19 protein-coding genes are annotated in these 22,696 nt (G+C 60.8%); 11 read left to right on the forward strand and 8 right to left on the reverse strand.

Going from position 1 to position 22,696, the window contains the following annotated elements; genetic code table 11:
* The first annotated feature begins 20 nt into the window (after nucleotides 1–20).
* From ABIE32_RS07350 to ABIE32_RS07360, 3 genes are read left to right on the forward strand one after another with little or no spacing between them, the layout of a single operon-like run.
* Entirely contained in the window at nucleotides 21–1,526 is a 1,506-nt protein-coding gene (locus ABIE32_RS07350; RefSeq protein ID WP_429014997.1) for an NCS1 family nucleobase:cation symporter-1, read from the forward strand.
* Between the two features lie 47 nt (nucleotides 1,527–1,573).
* A complete protein-coding gene (hydA, locus tag ABIE32_RS07355) occupies nucleotides 1,574–3,040 on the forward strand; it encodes a dihydropyrimidinase (protein WP_429014999.1) in 1,467 nt (488 codons plus the stop codon).
* A 16-nt stretch (nucleotides 3,041–3,056) separates the two neighbouring features.
* Entirely contained in the window at nucleotides 3,057–4,313 is a 1,257-nt protein-coding gene (locus ABIE32_RS07360; RefSeq protein ID WP_429015001.1) for a Zn-dependent hydrolase, read from the forward strand.
* Between the two features lie 87 nt (nucleotides 4,314–4,400).
* Here the strand turns inward: ABIE32_RS07360 and ABIE32_RS07365 are convergent, their stop codons facing one another.
* The 6 genes from ABIE32_RS07365 to ABIE32_RS07390 form a co-directional block, all read right to left on the reverse strand.
* The gene (locus ABIE32_RS07365; protein ID WP_429015002.1) at nucleotides 4,401–4,880 is read right to left on the reverse strand and encodes an N-acetyltransferase family protein; all 480 of its coding nucleotides are present in this window, start codon (nucleotides 4,878–4,880) and stop codon (nucleotides 4,401–4,403) included.
* Between the two features lie 148 nt (nucleotides 4,881–5,028).
* Nucleotides 5,029–6,432 carry a hypothetical protein gene (locus tag ABIE32_RS07370; protein ID WP_429015004.1) on the reverse strand — a complete coding sequence of 468 codons (1,404 nt, stop codon included), beginning with the start codon at nucleotides 6,430–6,432 and terminating at the stop codon, nucleotides 5,029–5,031.
* A gap of 29 nt (nucleotides 6,433–6,461) precedes the next feature.
* Entirely contained in the window at nucleotides 6,462–7,514 is a 1,053-nt protein-coding gene (locus ABIE32_RS07375; RefSeq protein WP_429015006.1) for a bifunctional nicotinamide-nucleotide adenylyltransferase/Nudix hydroxylase, read from the reverse strand.
* A 103-nt stretch (nucleotides 7,515–7,617) separates the two neighbouring features.
* Nucleotides 7,618–9,318, reverse strand: coding sequence for an NAD+ synthase (locus ABIE32_RS07380; RefSeq protein WP_429015008.1), 1,701 nt, complete (start codon nucleotides 9,316–9,318; stop codon nucleotides 7,618–7,620).
* Between the two features lie 76 nt (nucleotides 9,319–9,394).
* Nucleotides 9,395–10,582 (reverse strand): nicotinate phosphoribosyltransferase, encoded by a 1,188-nt coding sequence (pncB, locus tag ABIE32_RS07385; protein WP_429015009.1) that lies wholly within the window; start codon nucleotides 10,580–10,582, stop codon nucleotides 9,395–9,397.
* 69 nt (nucleotides 10,583–10,651) lie between these two features.
* Nucleotides 10,652–11,509: a cysteine hydrolase gene (locus tag ABIE32_RS07390; protein WP_429015011.1), complete on the reverse strand. Its 858-nt coding sequence runs from the start codon at nucleotides 11,507–11,509 to the stop codon at nucleotides 10,652–10,654.
* Between the two features lie 165 nt (nucleotides 11,510–11,674).
* On the opposite strand from ABIE32_RS07390, the gene ABIE32_RS07395 reads away from it, so the two are divergent.
* Nucleotides 11,675–12,358: an NUDIX hydrolase gene (locus ABIE32_RS07395; RefSeq protein ID WP_429015012.1), complete on the forward strand. Its 684-nt coding sequence runs from the start codon at nucleotides 11,675–11,677 to the stop codon at nucleotides 12,356–12,358.
* 69 nt (nucleotides 12,359–12,427) lie between these two features.
* On the opposite strand, the gene metK is transcribed toward ABIE32_RS07395, so the two are convergent.
* The gene (gene metK / locus ABIE32_RS07400; protein WP_429015014.1) at nucleotides 12,428–13,615 is read right to left on the reverse strand and encodes a methionine adenosyltransferase; all 1,188 of its coding nucleotides are present in this window, start codon (nucleotides 13,613–13,615) and stop codon (nucleotides 12,428–12,430) included.
* Between the two features lie 132 nt (nucleotides 13,616–13,747).
* Between metK and ABIE32_RS07405 the strand changes: the two genes are divergently transcribed.
* The gene (locus ABIE32_RS07405; protein ID WP_429015016.1) at nucleotides 13,748–14,608 is read left to right on the forward strand and encodes a lysophospholipid acyltransferase family protein; all 861 of its coding nucleotides are present in this window, start codon (nucleotides 13,748–13,750) and stop codon (nucleotides 14,606–14,608) included.
* Nucleotides 14,601–15,470 (forward strand): lysophospholipid acyltransferase family protein, encoded by an 870-nt coding sequence (locus ABIE32_RS07410; protein WP_429015018.1) that lies wholly within the window; start codon nucleotides 14,601–14,603, stop codon nucleotides 15,468–15,470. Before ABIE32_RS07405 ends, ABIE32_RS07410 begins: the two co-directional genes overlap by 8 nt.
* Nucleotides 15,471–15,779: 309 nt before the next feature.
* On the opposite strand, the gene yihA is transcribed toward ABIE32_RS07410, so the two are convergent.
* Nucleotides 15,780–16,487, reverse strand: coding sequence for a ribosome biogenesis GTP-binding protein YihA/YsxC (gene yihA, locus ABIE32_RS07415; protein ID WP_429015139.1), 708 nt, complete (start codon nucleotides 16,485–16,487; stop codon nucleotides 15,780–15,782).
* 86 nt (nucleotides 16,488–16,573) lie between these two features.
* Here yihA and ABIE32_RS07420 point away from each other — a divergent pair, with 86 nt between their 5' ends.
* From ABIE32_RS07420 to ABIE32_RS07440, 5 genes are all read left to right on the forward strand, one after another.
* A complete protein-coding gene (locus ABIE32_RS07420; RefSeq protein WP_429015019.1) occupies nucleotides 16,574–17,206 on the forward strand; it encodes a c-type cytochrome in 633 nt (210 codons plus the stop codon).
* A 185-nt stretch (nucleotides 17,207–17,391) separates the two neighbouring features.
* Nucleotides 17,392–19,542, forward strand: coding sequence for a cytochrome c biogenesis protein ResB (locus ABIE32_RS07425; RefSeq protein WP_429015020.1), 2,151 nt, complete (start codon nucleotides 17,392–17,394; stop codon nucleotides 19,540–19,542).
* On the forward strand, nucleotides 19,542–20,915 hold the full coding sequence (ccsB, locus tag ABIE32_RS07430; RefSeq protein ID WP_429015022.1) for a c-type cytochrome biogenesis protein CcsB: 1,374 nt from the start codon (nucleotides 19,542–19,544) through the stop codon (nucleotides 20,913–20,915). Before ABIE32_RS07425 ends, ccsB begins: the two co-directional genes overlap by 1 nt.
* Before the next feature lie 117 nt (nucleotides 20,916–21,032).
* Complete coding sequence (gene msrP / locus ABIE32_RS07435; RefSeq protein ID WP_429015023.1) at nucleotides 21,033–22,013, forward strand: protein-methionine-sulfoxide reductase catalytic subunit MsrP; 981 nt, start codon at nucleotides 21,033–21,035, stop codon at nucleotides 22,011–22,013.
* Nucleotides 22,014–22,073: 60 nt separating this feature from the next.
* On the forward strand, nucleotides 22,074–22,694 hold the full coding sequence (locus ABIE32_RS07440; protein ID WP_429015025.1) for a sulfite oxidase heme-binding subunit YedZ: 621 nt from the start codon (nucleotides 22,074–22,076) through the stop codon (nucleotides 22,692–22,694).
* Nucleotides 22,695–22,696 lie beyond the last annotated feature (2 nt).

Genomic DNA, 22,696 nt, shown 5'->3' on the forward strand with positions numbered 1-22,696 from the left:
CACCTCTCAAGGAGTGAGCAATGTCCCATGACGCGCAAGCAGGAGGCGCCGCTGGCAGTGAAGCCGGCGGCCTCTGGAACCACGACCTCGCACCCACGCAAGCATCGCAGCGAACGTGGACGTGGTACCACTTCACGGCGTTGTGGATAGGCATGGTGATGTGCATTCCAGCCTACACGCTGGCAGCCAGCCTGGTGGAGGGCGGCATGTCGGCCATGCAGGCGGTCATGACCGTTTTCATCGCCAATGTAATCGTGCTCGTGCCAATGCTGCTCATCGGGCATGCGGGTGCCAAATATGGCATTCCTTATGCAGTGCTGGCGCGCGCATCGTTTGGCACCCGGGGGGCCAAGCTCCCAGCGGTTCTGCGCGCCCTGGTGGCTTGCGGCTGGTACGGCATCCAGACCTGGTTCGGCGGCCTGATGATCTATACGCTACTGGGTGTGATCATTGGTCATCCGCTCGAGAGCGAAAAAATTGCTGGCCTGGGCATCAACATCGCGCAGCTCATCTGCTTCCTGGTCTTCTGGGCCATTCAGTTCTATTTTGTGGTGCATGGCATCGAGTCCATCCGCAAGCTCGAAACCTATACGGCCCCGGCCAAGATCCTGATCTGCTTTGTGCTGCTGTGGTGGGTGTATGAAAAGGCTGGCGGCTTTGGCCCGATTCTGGACAAACCGTCCGCATTTGCCCCGGGCGAAGCCAAGGCGGGTCAATTCTGGGGCACTTTCTGGCCGTCGCTCACGGCCATGATCGGTTTTTGGGCCACGCTGGCGCTGAACATTCCTGACTTCACCCGTTTTGCCCGGTCGCAGCGTGACCAGGTGGTGGGCCAGGCCATTGGCCTGCCTGTGCCCATGGGGCTGCTGGCGGCGCTGGCGGTGATCGTCACCTCGGCCACCGTCGTCATCTACGGCAAGGCGCTGTGGGATCCCGTGGATGTGGCTGCGCGCATGACCGGAGCTGCTGTGCTCATCGCGCTCATCGTGCTGCTGGTAGACACGGTGAGCGTCAACCTGGCTGCCAACTTGGTGGGGCCGGCCTACGACTTCTCCGCGCTCGACCCCAAGCGCATCAGCTACCGCACGGGCGGCTACATCACGGTGGCGATTGCCATCCTGATGATGCCCTGGAAGATTCTGGAGTCGACCCAAGGCTACATCTTCACCTGGCTGATCGGATACTCCGCGCTGCTGGGCCCCATTGCCGGGATCTTGATGGTGGATTACTTCCTCATCCGCCGCACGCAGCTCGATGTGCCCGAACTCTACCGCGAAGGCGGCAAGTACAGCTATTCCGGCGGCTGGAACTGGGTGGCGATTGCCGCATTCGCCTGCGGTGTGGCGCCCAATATTCCGGGCTTTCTGAATGCGGCGTTTCCTGCCAGCTTCCCGAACGTGGGGACCATCTTCAAGGATCTGTATGCGTATGCGTGGTTCATCGGCCTCTTCATTGCAGGCGTGGTGTACCGCATCGGCATGGGAAGCCATGTAGTGGCCTCGCAGACCGCATTGCGACGGGCGTGAGCGGGGCCTGCGCGATTTTTGTGACGTGAATGCAAAGGAGAGACATGATGAGCACAGCCAGCCGCCCCCTTTTGATCCGTGGTGGCACCGTAGTGAACGCAGACCGCGAAGAGCGTGCCGATGTGCTGCTGGCAGACGGCAAGATCGTTGCAGTGGGTGAGGGGGCTGCAGCGCAGGCGCCTTCGGGCACCGAAACACTGGACGCCAGCGGCCAGTATGTGATGCCCGGCGGCATCGATCCTCACACGCACATGCAGTTGCCCTTCATGGGCACGGTCACCGCCGACGACTTCTTCACCGGCACGGCAGCAGGCCTTGCCGGTGGCACCACGAGCATCATTGACTTTGTGATTCCCGATCCGCAGGAGCCGCTGATGGATGCCTACCGCAAGTGGCGCGGCTGGGCGGAAAAAGCGGCATCCGACTATTCCTTCCATGTGGCCGTGACCTGGTGGAGCGATCAGGTGCGCGAGGACATGGGGGTGCTGGTGCGCGATGAGGGCATCAACAGCTTCAAGCACTTCATGGCCTATAAGAACGCCATCATGTGCGACGATGAAACGCTGGTCAACAGCTTCCGGCGCGCGCTGGAGCTGGGCGCAATGCCCACTGTGCACGCCGAGAACGGCGAACTGGTCTATCTGCTGCAGCAGGAAGTGGCGCGCATGGGCATCACCGGCCCCGAAGGCCATCCGTTGTCGCGCCCGCCCATGGTCGAGGCCGAAGCTGCCAATCGCGCCATTGCGATTGCCGATGTGCTGGGCGTGCCCATCTACGTGGTGCATGTGAGCTGCATCGAGGCGGCAGATGCCATTGCCCGTGCCCGTGCGCGCGGTCAGCGCGTCTATGGCGAAGTGCTGGCCGGTCACCTGACGATTGATGACAGCGTGTACCGCCATCCCGATTACGCCACTGCCGCAGCTTATGTGATGAGCCCGCCGTTTCGCCCCAAGGAGCACCAGGAGGCGCTGTGGCGCGGCCTGCAGGCCGGTCACCTGCACACCACGGCAACGGACCATTGCACGTTCTGCGCTGCACAAAAGGCAGCTGGCAAAGACAACTTTGCCAAGACGCCCAACGGCACCGGCGGCGTCGAAGAGCGCATGGCTGTGGTGTGGGATGCCGGCGTGAATACGGGGCGCCTCACGCCCAGCGAATTCGTCGCCATTACCTCGGCCAACACGGCCAAACTGTTCAACGTCTATCCGCGCAAGGGCTTCATCGGCGCGGGCGCAGATGCAGATGTGGTGCTGTGGGACCCGAAAGCCACCAAGACGCTGTCGGTGAAGACCCAGTACTCCAAGGGCGACTTCAACATCTTTGAGGGCCGACAGGTGACAGGCCTGCCCAGCCACACCATCAGCCGCGGCAAGGTCGTGTATGCCAATGGCGATCTGCGGGCCGAGAAGAATGCAGGCCAGTATTTCAAGCGGCCGGCGTTCGGCCCCAACTTCCAGGCGGTGCAAAAGCGCGCGCAGGAAATGGCGCCCACGGCTGTTGCTCGCGCGCAATGAAACAAGGAGATCGAACATGGACACGAAAGTGAAGACCGATACCAGCCAGTTGCGCGTCAATGGAGAGCGGCTCTGGAATTCGCTGATGGAGTTGGCCCAGATTGGCGCTACCGCCAAGGGTGGCGTGTGCCGTCTGGCGCTGACCGACCTCGACTGCCAGGGCCGCGACCTGGTGACGCGCTGGGCGCAGGAGGCAGGCATGACCGTTACCATCGACAAGATTGGCAATGGTTTCATGCGCCGCCCCGGCCGCAACAACAGCCTGCCGCCCATCATGACGGGCAGCCACATCGACACCCAGCCCACGGGCGGCAAGTTCGACGGCAACTACGGCGTGCTCGCAGGCATCGAGGTGGTGCGCACGCTCAACGACCACGGCATAGAGACGGAAGCGCCGATCGAGGTGGCATTCTGGACGAACGAAGAAGGCTCCCGCTTTGTGCCGGTGATGATGGGCTCGGGCGTTTTTGCCAAGGCATTTACGCTGGAGCACGCCTATGCCGCGAAGGACACCGAAGGCAAGAGCGTGAAGGACGAGCTTGCGCGCATCGGCTACATCGGCCCGCAGGAGCCGGGCGATCACCCCATTGGCTACTACTTCGAAACCCATATCGAGCAGGGTCCGGTGCTGGAAGACCACGACAAGACCATTGGCGTGGTGACCGGTGTGCTGGGCATTCGCTGGTACGACTGCACCGTCACCGGCATGGAAGCGCACGCCGGCCCCACACCCATGGCGCTGCGCAAGGACGCACTCCAGGTCGCCACCCAGGTAATGCAGGAGGTGGTGGCCTGCGCGCACCGCCACCCGCCGCACGGGCGCGGAACGGTAGGCATGGTGCATGTGCACCCCAACAGCCGCAATGTGATTCCGGGAGAGGTGAAATTCAGCATCGACCTGCGCAATGCGACCGATGCCGACTGCGAAGCTATGGATCAGGACATTCGTGCGGTGGCGGATCGTATCAGCCGAGAAACAGGGCTGCCGATCAAGATCGATCTGGTGTCCAGCTATACCGCGCAGCCTTTCAATCCCGATTGCATCGACGCCGTGCGGCGTGGCGCGCAGATGCTGGGCTATTCACACATGGATGCCGTCTCCGGCGCGGGCCACGATGCCGTCTACATGGCGCGTCTGGCGCCTGCGGGCATGATCTTCATTCCCTGCAAGGACGGCATATCGCACAACGAGATCGAAGATGCCAAACCCGAGCACATCACAGCTGGCTGCAATGTGTTGCTGCACGCCATGCTGGAGCGGGCGGGCCGTTAAGCCCTTGAGAGGCACTACGGGGGGCGCGTGCCCCTCAGAACGTGTTTACGATCTCTATGCAGCCGTGAGGAGATCGTAAACACGTTCTCAGGCCTGAGCCAGATCGCGCAGGGCCTGTCCGGTCATGCGGTAGCGAATCCACTCGCTCTGCGGCTTGGCGCCGAGGCTGTCGTAGAACTGGATCGAGGGCGTGTTCCAGTCGAGCACGCTCCATTCGAAGCGGCCGCAGTCCTTTTCTACCGCAATACGGGCCAGGTGCCGCAAGATGGCCTTGCCCGCGCCGCTGCCGCGATAGGCAGGGTCTACATACAGGTCTTCCAGGTACAGGCCGTTGCGTCCTTGCCAGGTGGAGTAGTTGAAGAAGTAAACCGCAAACCCGATGGCCTGGCCATCCTGCTCGCAGATCAGCCCGTGTGCCGTCGTGCCTTCGCTGAACATGGTCTTGTGCACATGTGCGGGTGTCGAAAGCACCTCGTGCTCGGCATTTTCGTAAACGGCCAAGTCGCGCACAAAGCGCAGGATGGTGTCGGTGTCGGCGATGGTAGCGGGACGGATTTGGATTGTCATAACAAAGTATATGTAACACCAACGTTACTTGGTGGATAAATAAATGGCGATTTGAGGCGACGAATGCTCCGACGAGTTAGGTCTGGGCAGGCCGACCGTGCGCAAGCTGTTGATGGCAAACTTGGGCGTCCCGGCCACTGGCCAGGCATCAATGCACATGCCGCATCCAACGCTGTGCTAGCTGGAAGAAAACACCCATCCACAGCATGATGAAGCCCGTCAGGAAGACGGCCATATGGCGCTCCACCTCAACCATCCCATCGCCGAATACCGCGCTGAACAGTGTGTAGAAGCACACCAGGCCACCAACCCAGATTGCGCAGGCCCAGAGGGTGTCTTTGCCACGCGAGACGAGTGAGAACACGAAGGCCATCGCCGCGATGAGCGTCATCATCGCGAGGCCAACGTAGTACAACGGTCGGGGCGATGCAACGATGAGAGACGATGGCGAGGATGCGAACAGTGCGGGTGCCAACTCGCTGGCATGGTGGGGAAAGTAGTGCTTGATGAAACCGTAGACAAACTGGTACTCGTTCACACCATTCAACAAGGTCTTTGCAATGGTTGCTGGCTGTCGGAATGCCAGGTTCAACAACTTGAAGCGGTTCACCTGACTGACTTCGGGACAGGTGTTGACCCGTTGTTCGTTGAACATATGGGCGCTGACTCCCGCAAACTGCGCACATTCGGGTCGAAGGCCGAGGGCGGCTGCGGCTTCTTGTGGATTGCTGGAATTCATCAGCACGCCATAGAAGATTGTGTCGGTGCGGTTGACGCGGTCGATGTTTGCGTATAAGTCCTTGCTCTCGACGGGCCGCAGGTACAGCTGGCACAGACCGGCCAACGTAATACTGCAGAGCACGGCTACAGCGTGAGACGGATAACGCCTGCCGTTCATGAGAACAAACAGTGCCGCCATCACGACACCCAGGAACATATATTGCTGGTTCGAGAAGCCTAGGAAGAAGGTCAAGCCTGCCATCAACAGCCAGCCTGAGCGATGGTGTGTGAAGGCATTGAAGCGGCAGGCCAACAAGGCTACGGCTAAGAATAGCGAGAAGAACAGGCTGGTGAACACCGGGTAGAGCGAATGAAAGTACATCAGGACGCTCAGATCCCCCAGCAGCAATACGAAGCTGATAGTAAGAAACAGGCGCAACCGCATGCTGCTGATGGCGAAAAGTAGCCACGAAAACGCCACCAATACCACTGCGAGCTTGGCATAGCCAAGTTGTTGCAATGAAAAGTGATCGCCCAATTTGTGCCAGAGCCTCAGACTGCTGAGGTACAGCGTTTCGGTGGAGGGATTGCAGAACTGCCAGAGCCTCTCGCCGTTGTAAACAAGTGTGGCGACGACTCTGTCCGGTGCCGGGCTGTGAAAGAACTCAGAGCGTTCGTCGAAGTTCCAGATGCCCACGCAGCTCGAAGTGCGTAGGAAGTCAAAGTTATTCGGGTAGCCGAGCAATGGGGTGTGCGTGGAGAAGGTAAAGAATCGGATCAGGCCGATCAATACCAGCACTGCAATGACCAACCAGGGCCAGCGCTGATTCATTCGATCAGAAGGGCTTACGTGCATGAAGGCTATTGTCCATTGCCAGCCAACAGTTTTTGCAGAATCTGGAAATGGTCTTCAAAGAACTCTGCCTCGCGCGCCCGGATGGCGTCGATGCTGAGCCAGAAGGCTTCTGCGGCATCGTCATCGGCACGCACGGCGGGCTTGGGGCTCTGCTTCAGGTCAAAGTAATGCACATGGGTGATGGTGCGACCGCGCTGGCTGCGGTCCGGGTGGTCGAACACGGTGACCGACTGCAGTGCGGCGCGGAGGCTGGGCTCTTCCAGCGCGCAGTGGGTCTCTTCCTGCAGCTCGCGCAGGCAGGATTGCCACAAGGTGTCGCGCGGCTCCAGAAAGCCACCGGGCAGCGCCAGCAGGCCTTTTCCAGGCGCGTGGCCGCGGCGGATCACCAGCACTTCATTGCCACAGCGCACCAGGGCATCAACGGTGACGAAGACCGGCGGGTAGGGCGCGGTCGCCCACGATTGGCGGTATTTGCGCAGCATCTGCCATTCGGTGCACAGTTCCGCATACGCAGGCGTCTGGCTGAACTGCTGCAGAAATGTCAGCGAACTGGCAGGCAGCATCTCTTTCAGCGGGCTCAAGTCGCCTGCCGGCCCGGCAGCCGGTGCACCAAAGTAGGCGTCGCGGATGGGTGTGGCGTCAATGCTGTTCTGGCGCGGCAGGCTCACCAGATCCCAGCCGGGGAAGTGCGCGAGGTAGCTGCTGCTTGCATCCTTGAAGTGGCCCACGAGGCCGATGCGTGCGCCGGGCTGGCTGTGGCTGGTGACAGCCTCGCGCACAGCGGTCACCCAGCGTGGCTCGTCGTAGTAATCACGGATCGGCACAAACTCCACGCGCGCGGCATCGGCCGGGCTGAGTGCGCCGGCAAACATTTGCGCACGCTCCTGCCAGGTGAAGGGGTTCTTGGGGCTGCGCGCCTGGATGGCCGAGCCCAGTACCACGATGACCCTGGACGCACGCGCCAGCGCCTGTTGCAGCAAGGCCAGGTGGCCCAGGTGAGGGGGCTGAAAGCGGCCGATCAGCACGGCAAGGTCATAGGTGTCGGTCGTAGGGCTCATGGTGTCATTGTCGGTGCATTGCGGTTGCAATTTTCCAAGCTGGCTCTGCCTCCATGCGGAAGACCCGGGGGAAGAGCCTGGGTAGCAGCGGTACTCCGACGTGTTACGGATACCATGCCGCAATCGGCATCTGGCGGCCGGTGCCGAAGGCGCGGGGGCGCAGGCGCAGTATCGGCGGGGCCTGCCTGCGTTTGTACTCGCTGCGGTGCACCATGCGCTGCACTTTGGCCACCATGGCGCGGCCGTTTTCCGTCATCTGCAGGTTGCCGACAAAGACGCAGGCGGCTGTGTACTCCTGGGTGGACAGGCGCTGGCCTTCGATGAGAATCTTCAAGATTTCGTCCAGGATTTCATACGGCGGCAGGCTGTCCTCGTCTTTCTGGCCAGGCGCCAGTTCAGCCGATGGCGCTTTGTCGATGATGGCTTGCGGAATGATTTCGCGGCCTGCACTGTCGTTGATGTGGCGTGACAGCGCGAAGACCTCAGTCTTGTACAGGTCGCCGATCAGGCCCAGGCCGCCGTTGGTGTCGCCATACAGGGTGCAGTAGCCGACCGAGATTTCCGACTTGTTGCCCGTGGTCAGCAGCAGGTGGCCGAAGGCATTGCTGAATTCCATGAGGATGGTGCCGCGAATGCGCGCCTGCAGGTTTTCCAGCGGAAGACCCTGTAGCGGGGTGTTGAAGCTGCTCTCGAATTGAGAGCCGTAACCGGCCACCAAATCTGCTATTGGGTGGGTTTTGAGCGCAATGCCCAGGTTGCGGCACAGCGCCACGGAGTCATCCACCGAGCCGCTGGATGAATAGCGCGATGGCATGGTGATGCCGACGACGTTGTCGGGGCCGAGCGCTTCGGTGGCGAGCGCCAGCGTCAGGGCCGAGTCAATGCCGCCGGAGCTGCCCACCACCACTTGCCGGAAGCCGCAGCGCCGGGCGTAGTCGCGCAGCCCCAGGATGATCTGCTGGCGGTAGAACTCCATGGTCGGCAGCCCCTGTATGGCCGGGCGTTGCGTGGCCTGGCCGCTGGAGCTGCGGAACTGGCCATTGTCAAAGCCCAGGGTGCAGGTGGCTTCTGCAAAGCGAGGGGCTTCCCACACAATGCCGTCGCCGGGTTGCACGGCAAACGAGGCGCCATCGAACACGATCTGGTCCTGGCCGCCGATCTGGTTGACGTAGAGAATGGGCAGGCCGTGGCGGGTGGCCGCTTCGCTGAAGATCTGGTGGCGTTGCTCGCGCTTGCCCAGGTGGCTGGGGCTGGCGTTGATGCTGACGACGACGTCGGGCGCAGCATCCGCCATGCGCTCGAAGGGGTTGGTGGCGTAGTCGGCACCGCTGTCGTTCCAGCCATCTTCGCAGATCAGAAAGCCCACCTGTGCATTGCCGATCCGCAGCACCTTGGCAGCGTCGCGCCCCGGCTCGAAATGGCGGCGCTCATCAAAGATGTTGTAGGTGGGCAGCAATTGCTTGTCGTACTGCAGGCGCACAGTGCCGTCTTGCAGCACCAGCAGGCTGTTGTGCAGCTGCTTGCCGGGGCCCTGGCGGCGGGTGGGGGCGCCCACTACCCAGTACAGACCGGGCAGCTTGCGGGTCTCTTCCCGCAGGCGGGCAATGCCGGCATCCACGCGGGCGAGAAACTCGGGTTCGTCGAGCAGGTCTCCGGGGTAGTAGGCGGTGATCGACAGCTCTGGAAAGACCACCAGTTGCGCGCCTTCTGCCTGCGCCTTCTGGGCAGCCTGCACCATCTGATCGATGTTGCCGTCGATGTCGCCCACGGTCAGGTCCAGTTGGGCAAGGGTGATCTTGAGCATGGTCATTTCCTTCCATTTCCTCCCATGTCCGCATCCACCGGTCGCTCCGTCTGCTTCCGGTGGCGGGATGGTTGAATCAATATTTCACGTGGAAGACCTGTTTCAGGTACGCCAGATAGGTTTCGTCGTCGCACAGGGTCTTGCCCGGACTGTCGCTGAGCTTGGCTACCGGTTGGCCGTTGGCATGGGTGAGCTTCATCACGATGTTCAGCTGCTTGAGCCCCATGTCGTTGGCCAGTTGGGTGCCGATGCCAAAGCCGCACTGGATGCGGTCGGCAAAGTGCTGGTACAGATCGAGCGCGGCGTCCAGCGTCAGGCCGTCGGAGAACACCAGGCGCTTGGAGTTGGCATCGATGCGCAGCTTGGCGTAGTGCGCCAGTGCCTTTTCACCCCATTCCTTGGGGTCGCCCGAGTCGTGGCGCAGGCCATCGAAGAGCTTGGCAAAGTACATGTCGAAGTCGGCGAGGAAGGCGTCCATGCCAACGGTGTCGGTCAGTGCGATACCCAGGTCGCCCCGGTATTCCTGCACCCAGTCTTCGAGTGCGGCGATCTGGAAGTCGCGCAGGCGCACGCCATGGGCCTGGTAGCTTTGCAGGTATTCGTGGGCCATGGTGCCGATGGGGACCAGGTTCAGGTCGCGCGCCAGCAGCACATTCGAGGTGCCCTTGAACCACTGCGCCGTCTGGCTGGCAAAGGCTTGCACCACCTCGCGCTGCCAGGGGCCGGAAAAGCGCCGACGCACGCCGAAATCAAACAGCTCGAAGGGATGACGGTGCCTGGCTTCCTGCGCCAGCTCCTGCAGGCGCACTATTTTTGCACCGAGGCGTCTGCGCCCTTCGGCGAGGGCAGAGGCCTGGTCAAAGCGGCGGAAGTACAGCTCGTTGACGATGGACAGCACAAAAATCTCAAAGCCCATCACATGCACCTGCGGGCCATTGGCGACGATGTGCAGGCTGCTGCCGTCGGCCTTTACCTCGATGAAATCGCGCTGGAACTGGAAGATGCGCAGAAAATCGATGAAATCGCTTTTCATGAAGCGCAGGCTGGCGAGGTAGTCCAGCTCGTCCTTCTTGAACTTGAGCGAACACAGCGCATCAATCTCTGTCCGCACCTCATTCAGCAGATCCACCAGTGGAAACTCGGGCGTAGAGCGGCAGACGAAGCGGTAGGTGGATTGGGTTTGCGGATGCCGGTGCAGCATGGCCTGCCACATCGTGAACTTGTACAAATCGGTGTCGAGCAGGCTGGTGATGATGGGCTGCATACCGCGTCTTTCTCTATCAAAATGAGAGCTGCTGGCGCTTATCTATCAAGCGCTAGTGGTCAAAAATGCTTATAAATTGAAAGCAGTGCTGGTGGTGCAGCGTACACCGATGGCATGCATCTGCTGCAAAAAGGTTTCTTGTGCAGACTCAAAACCTGCAACCGGGCTCATGCAATCGGTCAGCAGCACGATGCGCGAGAAGTCGTCTGCTCCCCACAACGTGCCGATGTTCTGCACGATGTGCTCGGTGGTGGCGCGCACGCAGTGGCTGCCTGCCTCACCGGCAATCACCAGGGTGTCCGCCTGCGCCAGATGTTGCAGCAGGGCGGTGTTCAGGCCGGTCTCGGGGTCCTGCGGATCAGGCACCTCCGCGCGAATGGCGCTGTAGTGTTCGGTGAAGGGATTCATGCCTTTGAACACATGGCGCACAGCGCATTGGCGCGCGGTCTGCCAGTGGCGACAGGCGGCCAGCACGTCGGCATGCACGCTGTGGCCAATGCTGCCGATCTCGCAGTGCAGCGGCCATACCATCAAGGTGTAGCTGCCCTGGCTCTCCAGCGTATCGAGATAGGCCAGTGTGCGACCGCGCTCGGCAGCGTTGCGGGGCGCAAAGCTGCCAGCACGCACCTGATCGGCCGTGATGGTGGTGAAGGGCTGCACCAAGCTGCCATCCCCCTGCTGCCAGAAAGCGGGATGGGCAATGTCATAGGCCTGGTGGGAGTCGAGCGTGATGGTGATGCTGTCCAGCCGCTCGCTCTGGCGCCCGATCCATTGCGCAAGGCGTTGCATGTCTGCATGGGCACCCGCCACCGGCAGGCTGGGTGCAAAAGGCATGCTGGTTGCAGCAGTAGCGGGGCGCCAGTCCTGGGGCAGGTCGCAAAAGTCGTTTTGCGGGTCGATGATGAGTAACTGTGTGCGGTGGCGCATGTCCGTCTCCTTCGATGTATTGCAGTCTATTCTAGTTAGAATAATTTCGCAACTAACTAAATAAATCAAGGCAAGGAAGATTCATGAGGAGAATGATGCATGCATATTGATGCCTGCGGGTGGCAGGGGCATACTGCAGCTTCATAAGAAATGCTTGGTACAAAAATGAATCAAAGTGAAACGGCACATGCCCATGTACTGACCAGCGTGGATGTCGTGGTGCTCACGCTGGTAGAGGGTGTGCTGAGTGTGGTGCTGGTCCAGCGCGCTCATGCACCTTTCGCCGGTGTCTGGGCTTTGCCGGGCGGGTACATCCATGCGGACGAGGACGCCGATGCCCATGCCAGCGCAGTGCGCGTGCTGCGCACCAAGGCGGGTATCGAGGGGGCCTACCTGGAGCAACTGGCCACTTTCACCGGCCCGGCGCGCGACCCGCGTGGCTGGTCGGTGGCGATTGCCTATTGCGCACTGGTTCCGCAGGAGAGATTGCCTGTGCAGCGTTCGGATATGAAGATTGTGCCTGTGGACGCGCCTGGCCAGTTGCCGTTTGATCATGGGCTGATCCTGCAGGCGGCGCTGGCACGGGTACGCAGCAAAAGCCAGTATTCATCGTTGCCCGTGCATTTTTTCGGGGAGACCTTCACCCTGCCGCAACTTCAGCTGGTGTATGAGGGCATTCTGGGTGAGTCTTTGAACAAGGTGAGCTTCAGGCGCAAGATGGATGAGCTGGGCATGCTTGAGCCCGTGCCCGGTGAAATGCTGGCCGGAGGCGCCCATCGCCCGGCGCAACTGCACCGTGTACGGCCTGCTTTCCGGCGACAGCTGGCGCTGAGTGTGCGGGGGCTCTAACCCACCAAGGCGGCTAAATAAAAAATCCGCCAGGATTGCTCCAGGCGGATTTCAGAGAGGCTGGAAAATTTACTTCAAGCCTGCAGCAGCGCGCAGCACTGCTGCTTTGTCCGTCCGCTCCCACGTAAATTCTGGCTCTTCGCGGCCAAAGTGGCCGTAGGCAGCAGTCTTGCTGTAAATCGGGCGCAGCAGGTCCAGCATCTGGATGATGCCCTTGGGGCGCAAGTCAAAGTGCGCAGCCACCAGCTTGGCGATTTCCGCGTCGGGGATCACGCCGGTACCTTCGGTGTACACGGTGATGTTCATGGGGCGTGCCACGCCAATGGCGTAAGCCACCTGCACCTGGCACTGGCGTGCCAGACCAGCTGCCACCACGTTCTTGGCCACATAGCGGGCAGCGTAGGCGGCCGAGCGGTCCACCTTCGTTGGATCCTTGCCCGAGAAGGCGCCGCCACCGTGGGGGCAGGCACCGCCATAGGTGTCCACGATGATCTTGCGGCCGGTCAGGCCGCAGTCGCCCTGGGGGCCACCAACGACGAAGCGGCCGGTGGGGTTGATCAGGTACTTGGTGTCCTGCAGCCACTCCTTGGGAAGCACGGGCTTGATGATCTCTTCGATGATGGCCTCGGTGAAGCTGGACTTCATCTTGGTGGCAGTCTCCGACTGGTCAGGGCTGTGCTGGGTCGAAAGCACCACCGTGTCGATGCTGTGGGGCTTGCCGTCCACGTAGCGCATCGTCACCTGGCTCTTGGCGTCGGGGCGCAGGAAAGGCAGGCGGCCGTCCTTGCGCAACTGGGCCTGGCGTTCCACAAGGCGGTGCGCATAGTAAATGGGCGCGGGCATCAGCTCGGGCGTCTCGTCGCAGGCGTAGCCAAACATCAGGCCCTGGTCACCAGCGCCGGTATTGAGTTCGTCATCGCTCGCCTTGTCCACGCCCTGGGCGATGTCCTGGCTCTGCTTGTCATAGGCTACGAGCACGGCGCAGCCTTTGTAGTCAATGCCGTAATCGGTGTTGTCGTAGCCGATGCGCTTGATGGTGTCGCGCGCCACCTGGATGTAATCCACATTGGCGCCGGTCGTGATCTCGCCCGCCAATACCACCAGACCGGTGTTGGTCAGTGTCTCGGCCGCCACGCGGCTATGCGGGTCTTGGGTGAAAATAGCGTCCAGAATCGCGTCGGAGATCTGGTCAGCCACTTTGTCGGGATGGCCTTCAGAGACCGATTCCGAAGTGAACAGAAAATCGCTGTTTGCCATAAACAAAAAACTCCTTCAGTACTTGGGCAATTGCGTTGCCCGAGTCCTTCAGGAGCTTGGCGAACGCTTTAGCAGTTTTGTTTTAAAGTCGCCCTGCAAGTTGCTCTTTAACTCAGCGACCTCTCTATTCTAATGCCTTTCTTGTTTCGACTGTTTGCTGCACTGCCATTGTGGCTATTGCATGGGCTGGGTGCTGCCATGGGTTGGCTCACCTTTGCCGCGTCACCCACTTATCGCAGGCGGTTTGTGGCCAACGCGGCGCAGGCGGGGTATTCATTTGCCGATGTGCGCCGCGCCGTTGCCCATGCCGGGCGCATGGTGGCCGAGGTGCCACGCTTATGGTTTGGCCAGCCGCTGCCGTGCGAGATGCATGGTGCAGAGGTGATCGATGACGGTATTGCCGCAGGCAAGGGCATCGTCTTCCTGACGCCACATATGGGCTGCTTTGAGTTGTCGGCCCAGGCCATGGCCCGCCGCTGGGGTGTGGTGCACGGGCCGATCACGGTGCTGTACCGCCCGGCACGCCAGGCATGGCTGGCCAGGTTGATGGAGACCGCAAGATCCCGCCCCGGGCTGGAATCTGCACCCACCACCATGGCGGGCGTGCGCCAGATGATCAAGGCCCTGCGCCAGGGACACAGTGTGGGATTGCTCCCCGACCAGGTGCCTCCCGATGGCCAGGGCATCTGGTCGCCGTTCTTTGGCAAGCCTGCCTATTCGATGACGCTGGCCGCCAAGCTGGCCCAGCAGACGGGTGCTGCTGTTATATTGGCGCGCTGCGTGCGCCGGCCATGGGGGCAGGGCTTTGATCTGTATGTACACAAGCTGGCCGAGCCCTTGGCAACCGATATGGATGCAGCCGTGCTGCAGATCAACCAGGAGATGGAGCGCTTGATTCGCGAGAGCCCCGAACAGTACCTGTGGGGCTATGCGCGCTACAAGCAGCCCCGTGGCATGGTTTCGGCGCCGCCAGAAAGTCAGAAACATGGGTAAGTTGTTTATTGGCTGGATGTGGTTGATGTCACACCTGCCCCTGTCAGTATTGCGCGGCATCGGTTGGAGTTTGGGCCGCATCCTGTTCTATCTGGTGCCTTCGCGCCGAAAAATTGCCCTGCGCAATCTGGAGTTGTGCTTTCCGGAGGCGTCACTTGCCCAGCGAAGGGCCTGGGTTAATGAGAGTTTTGTTGTCTTCTGTCAAACTTGGCTCGATCGCAGCTGGCTGTGGTTCGCTCCGCAAAAGACGGTGGAAAAGCGCACCCGGATGACTGGCGCACTTGAAGAGCTGGAGGGGGATACCCCCACCATCATGTTCGCGCCGCATTTCTACGGCATGGACGCAGGGGGCACGGCGCTCACCATTTACTGCAACCGGCCGTTCACCTCGATCTTTTCCACCCAACCCAATGCCGATGTGGATGCCTGGATTCGCCAGGGCCGTCAGCGCTTTGGCGACGTGCGTATGCTCAACCGTGACGATGGCGTCAAACCCATCATTGCCAGCCTGCGCAAGGACCATGGCCTCCTGTATCTGCTGCCGGATATGGATTTCGGCCCGAGCGATTCGCTGTTCGTGCCGTATTTCGGCCAGGTTGCAGCGACGATTCCTTCCTTGTCACGTTTTGCGAAGCTGGGCCGTGCCAAGGTGATCGGCATGTACACCCGGCTGACGCCCGCCGGCTATGAGGTGACGATCTCGCCCGCATGGCAGAACTTCCCGACGGATGATGTGGTGGCCGACACCACGCGCCAGAACCGGGAGCTGGAGGCGCAGATCCGCACCATGGTGCCGCAGTACTACTGGGTCCATAAACGCTTCAAGACCCGGCCGGAGGGAGAAGCGTCGGTTTATTCATAAAAAATAGCTGCTGGAGCTTGTGTGCCAGTCGCTCATAGCTATCGAAAATGAAGCGGTTCGGCCGGTAAGCAGCGGTGGGGTAGTGCTGCTGTAACAACCCTATGCCGCCACCATACAAGGGCGGGGCGCAGCCTGTAACTAGAGCCCCTCTGCGAAACTCCCTGCTGCGGCCTGAACGCGGTCTCGGGCGATCCGCTGCTTTGTCCTTTTCGTCAATAGCTACGGCCATTGCCTTTAAAAGACGCCTTGCGGCTTATCCCAGTCCCCGTCCGTCCCATCTGGCGAGGTTTTTGCAGAGAACCCCTTGGGCTATTCCAGTGACAGCGGCGCTGTTTCGGGGTCTGCAACGCCTTCCGGGTGCGACCATTGCCACAGCAGTTGGGCCACCTTGTCTACGTTCTGCTTTTTCAGGGCGCTGAACATCATCACTTCGCCGCCACCGGCATTGAGCTTGGTGATCGACAGAATCTTGGCCTGCTCGGCGCGAGTCAATTTATCGGCTTTCGTCAATAAAACCAAAAATTTCAGACCTTGTTCGACGCGTGGGCGAATGATATCGAGCAATGCTTCGTCCAACTCGGTCAGCCCCAGGCGCGGGTCGCACAGCAGCACGATGCCAGTGAGGCTGGGGCGGCTGACGAGGTAGTTCACCATCACCTGCTGCCAGCGCTGCTTGTCTTCGCGTGACACGGCAGCGTAGCCGTAGCCCGGCAAGTCGGCCAACACAGCATCGGTCACGCCCTTCTTGCCCAGCGCAAACAGATTGATGTGCTGGGTACGCCCGGGTTTCTTGGATGCAAACGCTAGCTGGTTCTGTTGTGTCAATGTATTGATCGAGGTCGATTTTCCTGCATTGGAGCGACCCACGAAGGCAAATTCGGGCACATTGATGACGGGTAGTTGATGTAACTGGGCTGCTGTTGTCAGAAAGCGCGCAGTGTGCATCCATCCCATGGCAGACTTGCCATCAATGTTTGGCGCGTCTGCAACGGCTGGGGAGGTACTAGGCATTGTCATCATATGTTTTTGAATTCATCTAAGGTAGCATTGTAGGAGCCGGTCGTTCCGGCCGTGTGCATATAAACCAGATAAAGACCCTCGATATGAAGTTGATCGCCTCCCTGTTGACGACTGCTGTATTGGCTTTTTCGTCCGTTTCTGCATTTTCGGCATCGGAGGCCGCGCCCAAAACTGCCAAGCCGGATCTGGTGAAAGGCGAGGCCAGTTACACCGCCGTCTGCGCGGCTTGCCACAATGCAGACGGCAATTCTTCCATTGCCATCAATCCCAAGCTGGCGCAGCAGCATCCCGAATACCTCATCAAGCAGCTGGAAGAGTTCAAGAGCGGCAAGCGCAGCAATCCAGTGATGCAAGGCATGGTTGCTGGCCTCACGGATGGCGATATGCGCAATATCTCGCACTGGCTGGCCAGCAAGCCGGGCAAGCTGGGCTTTGCCAAGAGCAAGGATACCGTGGCTCTGGGTGAGCGCATTTACCGCGGAGGCTTGCCGGACCGCCAGATCGCCGCCTGCGCCGGCTGCCACAGCCCCAATGGTGCGGGTATCCCGGCGCAATACCCTCGTCTGGCCGGCCAGAATGCGGACTATATTGTCCAGACCATGCACGACTTCCGTGATGGCAAGCGCAACAACAGCATCCAGATGTCGGGGGTGACTGCCAAAATGAACGACAAGGAGATCAAGGCCGTAGCCGACTACATCGCCGGCCTGCGCTGATCGCTTTCGCGCTGTCGGGGAATCGTCCCTGGCAGTTCAGGGATTACGGGTTATCCCTGGCAGTCTACCGTCTAAGATGGGCTCTCTACAGGGAACCTTGCTCGCAAGCGCTGACCCAACCGGGGCGGACTGATCGGACAACGACGGTTCGCCCTTTGCTTTTGTACCGATTGCGTTGTTGATACATGTCTGAACTCTCTTCTGTGCAGGGGCATGCGCCCAGGCCACGTCTTCAAGGGCGTGCACTGTACGAGCTTTTCTCTTCCATGCGCTTTGCGATTGCCCTGCTGACGGTGATCTGCATTGCCTCTGTCATCGGTACCGTGCTGCGCCAGCACGAGCCTGCAGCCAACTACGTCAACCAGTTCGGCCCTTTCTGGTCGCAACTGTTCATGGCGCTCAAGCTCAATGCGGTCTACAGCGCCTGGTGGTTTCTGCTGATTCTGGCGTTCCTGGTGACCAGCACCAGCCTGTGCATCGCCAAGCACGCGCCCAAATACCTGGCGGATCTGCGCAACTACAAGGAAAATGTGCGTGTGCAAAGCTTGCAGGCCTTTCACCACAAGGCACAGGCGCATCTGGCTGAAACTCCGGCACAGGCTGCGCAGCGTGTGGGCCAGCAATTGGCGGGGAGCGGCTGGAAGGTGCGACTGCAGGAGCGCACGGGTGCTGGCCACGAAGGCTGGATGGTGGCTGCCAAGGCTGGCGCTGCCAACAAGATCGGGTACCTGGCAGCGCACAGCTCCATCGTGCTGATCTGCCTGGGCGGCTTGCTGGATGGCGATCTGATCGTGCGTGCGCAGATGCTGCTGGGTGGCAAGTCTGTCTATACCGGCGGAGGCCTGGTCGCGGAAGTGGCGCCGCAGCACCGCCTGTCCACCAGCAACCCCACATTTCGCGGCAATCTGATGGTGGCCGAGGGGACGCAGTCCGACACCGCCATTCTCAGCCAGTCGGATGGCATCCTGTTGCAGGAGCTGCCATTCGCGGTCGAGCTCAAGAAATTCATCGTCGAGTACTACTCCACCGGCATGCCCAAGCTGTTTGCAAGCGATGTAGTGATCCACGACAAAGAAACTGGTGAAAAAGTCGAAAAGCGCATTGAAGTCAACCACCCGGCCAGCTTCAAGGGCATCGAAATCTACCAGTCAAGCTTTGACGACGGCGGCTCGCGCCTTTCATTGCGGGCCGTGCCGCTGGCGGCAGGCTTCAAGAGCTTCGACATTCAGGGCGAGGTGGGCGGCTCCACCTCCATCAATACCGGCGAGGGCAAGCCCCCGCTCATCCTGGAATTCACCGGGCTGCGCACCATCAATGTGGAAAACATGGGCGGCAATGGCGAAGGCCAGGACAGTGAAGGCGCTATCGATGTGCGCAAGGTGGATCTGAAATCGACCCTGGACAACCACCTGGGGGCGGGCAACAAGGTGCTCACACCCAAAGAGTTGCGCAACGTGGGGCCCAGTGTCAGTTACAAACTGCGCGACGCATCCGGCCAGGCGCGCGAGTTCAACAATTACATGCTGCCCGTGGATACGGGTGATGGCCAGCCCGTATTTCTGTGGGGGGTGCGCGATACCCTGGCAGGCCAGTTCCGCTATCTGCGTGTGCCTGCGGATGACCAGAGCAGTTGGCGCGGCTTCATGCGCCTGAAAACAGCCCTGCAGGACCCGGCGATGCGTGAAGCCGCAGTGGGCCGGTATGTGGAGGCTTCGGTGGCGCCAGATCGGGCAGAGTTGCGCGAGCAACTGCATGCTTCCGCCCTCAAGGCATTGACGATCTTTGCAGGTGCTACCAATGACAAGGGCGAGCGGGTCGCGGGTTTGCAGGCGATTTCGGATTTCATGGAGCAGAATGTGCCCGAGGCCGAGCGCCCCAAGGCCAGCGAGGTGCTGGTGCGCATCCTCAACGGCGTGTTGTTTGAGCTGATGCAGTCTGCACGCGCTGCAGATGGCCTGCAGCCTCTGGCGGCAGACGAGAAAACGCAGAAGTTCATGACCCAGGCCGTGCTGTCGCTCAGCGATGTGCAGCTGTATCCCGAGCCCGTGGTGTTTGAGTTGACGAATTTCGAGCAGGTGCAGGCGAGTGTCTTTCAAGTGGCCAGGGCGCCGGGCAAGCTGGTGGTATACCTGGGTTGCCTGTTCCTGATTCTCGGGGTGTTCGCCATGTTGTATGTGCGAGACCGGCGTGTCTGGGTATGGCTGGCTCCGCGGGCCGATGGCAGCACGGACGCGCGCATGGCGTTGTCCACCAACCGCAAGACCATGGATGTGGACCGCGAGTTTGAAGGGCTGAGTGAGAAATTGTTGGGCGTCAAGCCTGTGGGAGGCCAGTGATGAATACCGCGACAACCGGCGTGCAGCAGCCGCCTGCAGGCAATGTGGTCAAAACCGTGCAGCTGAGCGAAGGCTACTTCAGCGGTCGCTCTCTGTGGGACTGGCTGTTTGCCCTTGCTCTGGCGGCAGGTGGTGCTTATGCCCTGTTCCTGTATGGCCATCACATGGACGTCTACGAAAAAGGCATTCTGGTGGCCAGCGTGCCATTCTTCATCTGGCTGGGCTGGTTCTGGCGGCCGCTGCAACTGCTGATGGTGGCGGTGGCAGCGTTGTCGCTGCTGGCGATCGGCCTGTACCGGGTGGACGGTGCGGGCCAGCTTGCGCGCTCGGAGACGGTATTCGGCCTCAAGTACTTTCTCTCCAGCCAGTCGGCCATTCTGTGGATGAGCGTGCTGTTCTTCATGAGCACGATCTTTTACTGGATCGGCATGTTCTCCAGGGGTGAAGGCTCGGCGCTGTCGGTGATCGGCACGCGTCTGGCTTGGCTGGCGGTAACCATGGCCCTGGTGGGCACGATGGCGCGCTGGTACGAAAGCTATCTGATGGGGCCGGACATCGGTCACATCCCGGTGAGCAACCTGTATGAGGTGTTCGTGCTGTTTGCCTGGATGACGGCGCTTTTCTACCTGTATTTCGAGCAGCACTACCGCACCCGCTCGCTGGGCGCGTTTGTGATGCTGGTGGTGAGCGCTGCCGTGGGCTTTTTGCTGTGGTACACCGTGGTGCGCCAGGCGCACGAAATCCAGCCACTGGTGCCGGCTCTCAAGAGCTGGTGGATGAAGCTGCACGTACCGGCCAACTTTGTGGGCTATGGCACGTTTGCACTGGCTGCCATGGTGGCGTTGGCGTATCTGCTCAAATCGGCTACCCAGCGCGCGCTGTGGGTGGGCCTGGTGCTGGTGCCCGTGCTGGTACTGGTGCTGCCGCTTGGAGCTTTCCGCCTGGCGGGCGACCCCAATTTCTTCCCGGCCATCGACAAGACCTTGCGCATGGCCGTACCGCTTCTGGTGTTTTTTGCGCTGATGATTGCTGCACGCAGCTGGATCAACCGCGCCACACCCCGGCAGGAGGTGATGGATGACCTGATGTACAAGGCCATCGCCGTCGGGTTTGCCTTCTTCACGATTGCCACCGTGTTGGGCGCCCTGTGGGCGGCCGAGGCCTGGGGTGGCTACTGGAGCTGGGACCCCAAGGAAACCTGGGCGCTGATCGTCTGGCTGAACTATGCGGCCTGGCTGCACATGCGCCTGGTCAAGGGGTTGCGCGGTACCGTCTCGGCCTGGTGGGCGCTGGTGGGGCTGGTGGTGACAACGTTCGCCTTTCTCGGAGTCAATATGTTTCTCTCCGGTCTGCACAGCTACGGTACTTTGTAGAAGGCCGGGCTTGGCAAAAAGACTCCCTGCGGGGAGTTTTTTTATTTTCAGGGTGCAGAGCGGGGAATTTTTGTATTCTTGGCAAACTCCAATGCCTACCGTTTTGAGGAATTCGCCATGCTGATACAAGACAACGATAGCGGTTTTATCCACCCGAACAGCAGCGAAATCACTTCGCAGAGTCTGTACCTGCAGCGCCGCCAGTGGCTGCGCCTGGCCGCAGCGGGTGGGATGGCAGCAACTGGCAGTGCCGTCTGGGCGCAAGGCAAGGCGGTGGAGGGGCTGGCGCCGATGACATCGGTAAAATCCACCATTGCAGGGGCGATGACCATGGAGCCCCTCACTCCCTATACCGACGCGCGCAGCTACAACAATTACTATGAGTTCGGTCTGGAGAAGGAAGACCCGGCGCGCAATGCCCCAAGCCTCAAGACACGCCCCTGGACGGTGAAGGTCGAAGGCCTGGTGAACAAGCCCAGGACTTTTGGCATTGAAGAGCTGCTCAAGCTCAGCCCCATGGAAGAGCGTATTTACCGCCTGCGGTGCGTCGAGGGTTGGTCCATGGTGATTCCGTGGATTGGCTATTCGCTGTCCAAGCTGCTGGCGCAGGTGGAGCCGCAAGGCAGCGCCAAGTATGTGGAGTTCGTCACCCTGGCAGATGACAAGCAGATGCCGGGCCTCAAAAGCCGTGTGCTGGACTGGCCCTATACCGAGGGCCTGCGTCTGGACGAGGCCATGCACCCGCTTGCTTTGCTGGCTTTTGGCATGTATGGCAACGAACTGCCCAAGCAGAACGGCGCGCCGCTGCGCCTGGTAGTGCCCTGGAAATATGGTTTCAAGAGCGCCAAGAGCATTGTCACCATCCGTCTGACCGAAAAGGAGCCGGGCACTGCCTGGAACAAGGCGGCACGCAACGAGTACGGCTTTTACTCCAATGTGAACCCGGGCGTGCCGCACCCGCGCTGGAGCCAGGAGACCGAGCGCCGCATTGGCGAGGGCGGCCTGTTTGCCAAGCGGCACAAGACCTTGCTGTTCAATGGCTACGAGGCGCAGGTGGGAGCGTTGTACGCGGGTATGGATCTGAAGAAGAATTTCTGAGAAAACTGGCCGCCAGGGATTATCCAGCAAGCGCTGCAACTCCTTCATTCATAGCAAATGATGTCATCTTCCGCTGCAAAGGCCGCCATTCGCACGGCCCTGCACCTGCTGTGCTGGCTGCCTGCAGCCTGGCTGTTCTATCTGGCCGCCACGGACGGACTGGGGGCTAACCCCGCCGAGGCACTGCTGCGATCTCTGGGAGACTGGGCGTTGCGCTTTCTGTGCGTGGCATTGGCTGTAACGCCGCTGCGCCAGTGGCTGCATTGGCCGCAACTGGCGGCATACCGCCGCATGCTGGGCCTCTACACCTTCTTTTATGCCACGCTGCACTGGCTGGCCTATGTGGTGTTCGACATGGGGCTGGACTGGGCAGGCATCGTTGCCGATCTGCCCAAGCGGCCCTTCATTCTGGTGGGCACCCTGGCGTGGCTGGTTTTGCTGGTGCTGGCGGTCACCTCCCTCCCTGCCCTGGTGCGACGCCTGGGCGGCCGGCGCTGGCAGAAGCTGCACCGCGCGGTCTATGCCGTCGCCATCCTGGGCGTGCTGCATTTTTGGTGGATGCGCGCGGGCAAGAACCATTTTGGCGACGTGTGGGTGTACGGCAGCATACTGGCTGCACTGCTGATGGCGCGCGTGGTGTGGGCGGTGCAACGCAGGCGCTTGCGGGCCGCAGTGCGCTGACG

Source organism: Comamonas sp. 4034 (assembly GCF_050434545.1).
Classification (GTDB): domain Bacteria; phylum Pseudomonadota; class Gammaproteobacteria; order Burkholderiales; family Burkholderiaceae_C; genus Comamonas; species Comamonas odontotermitis.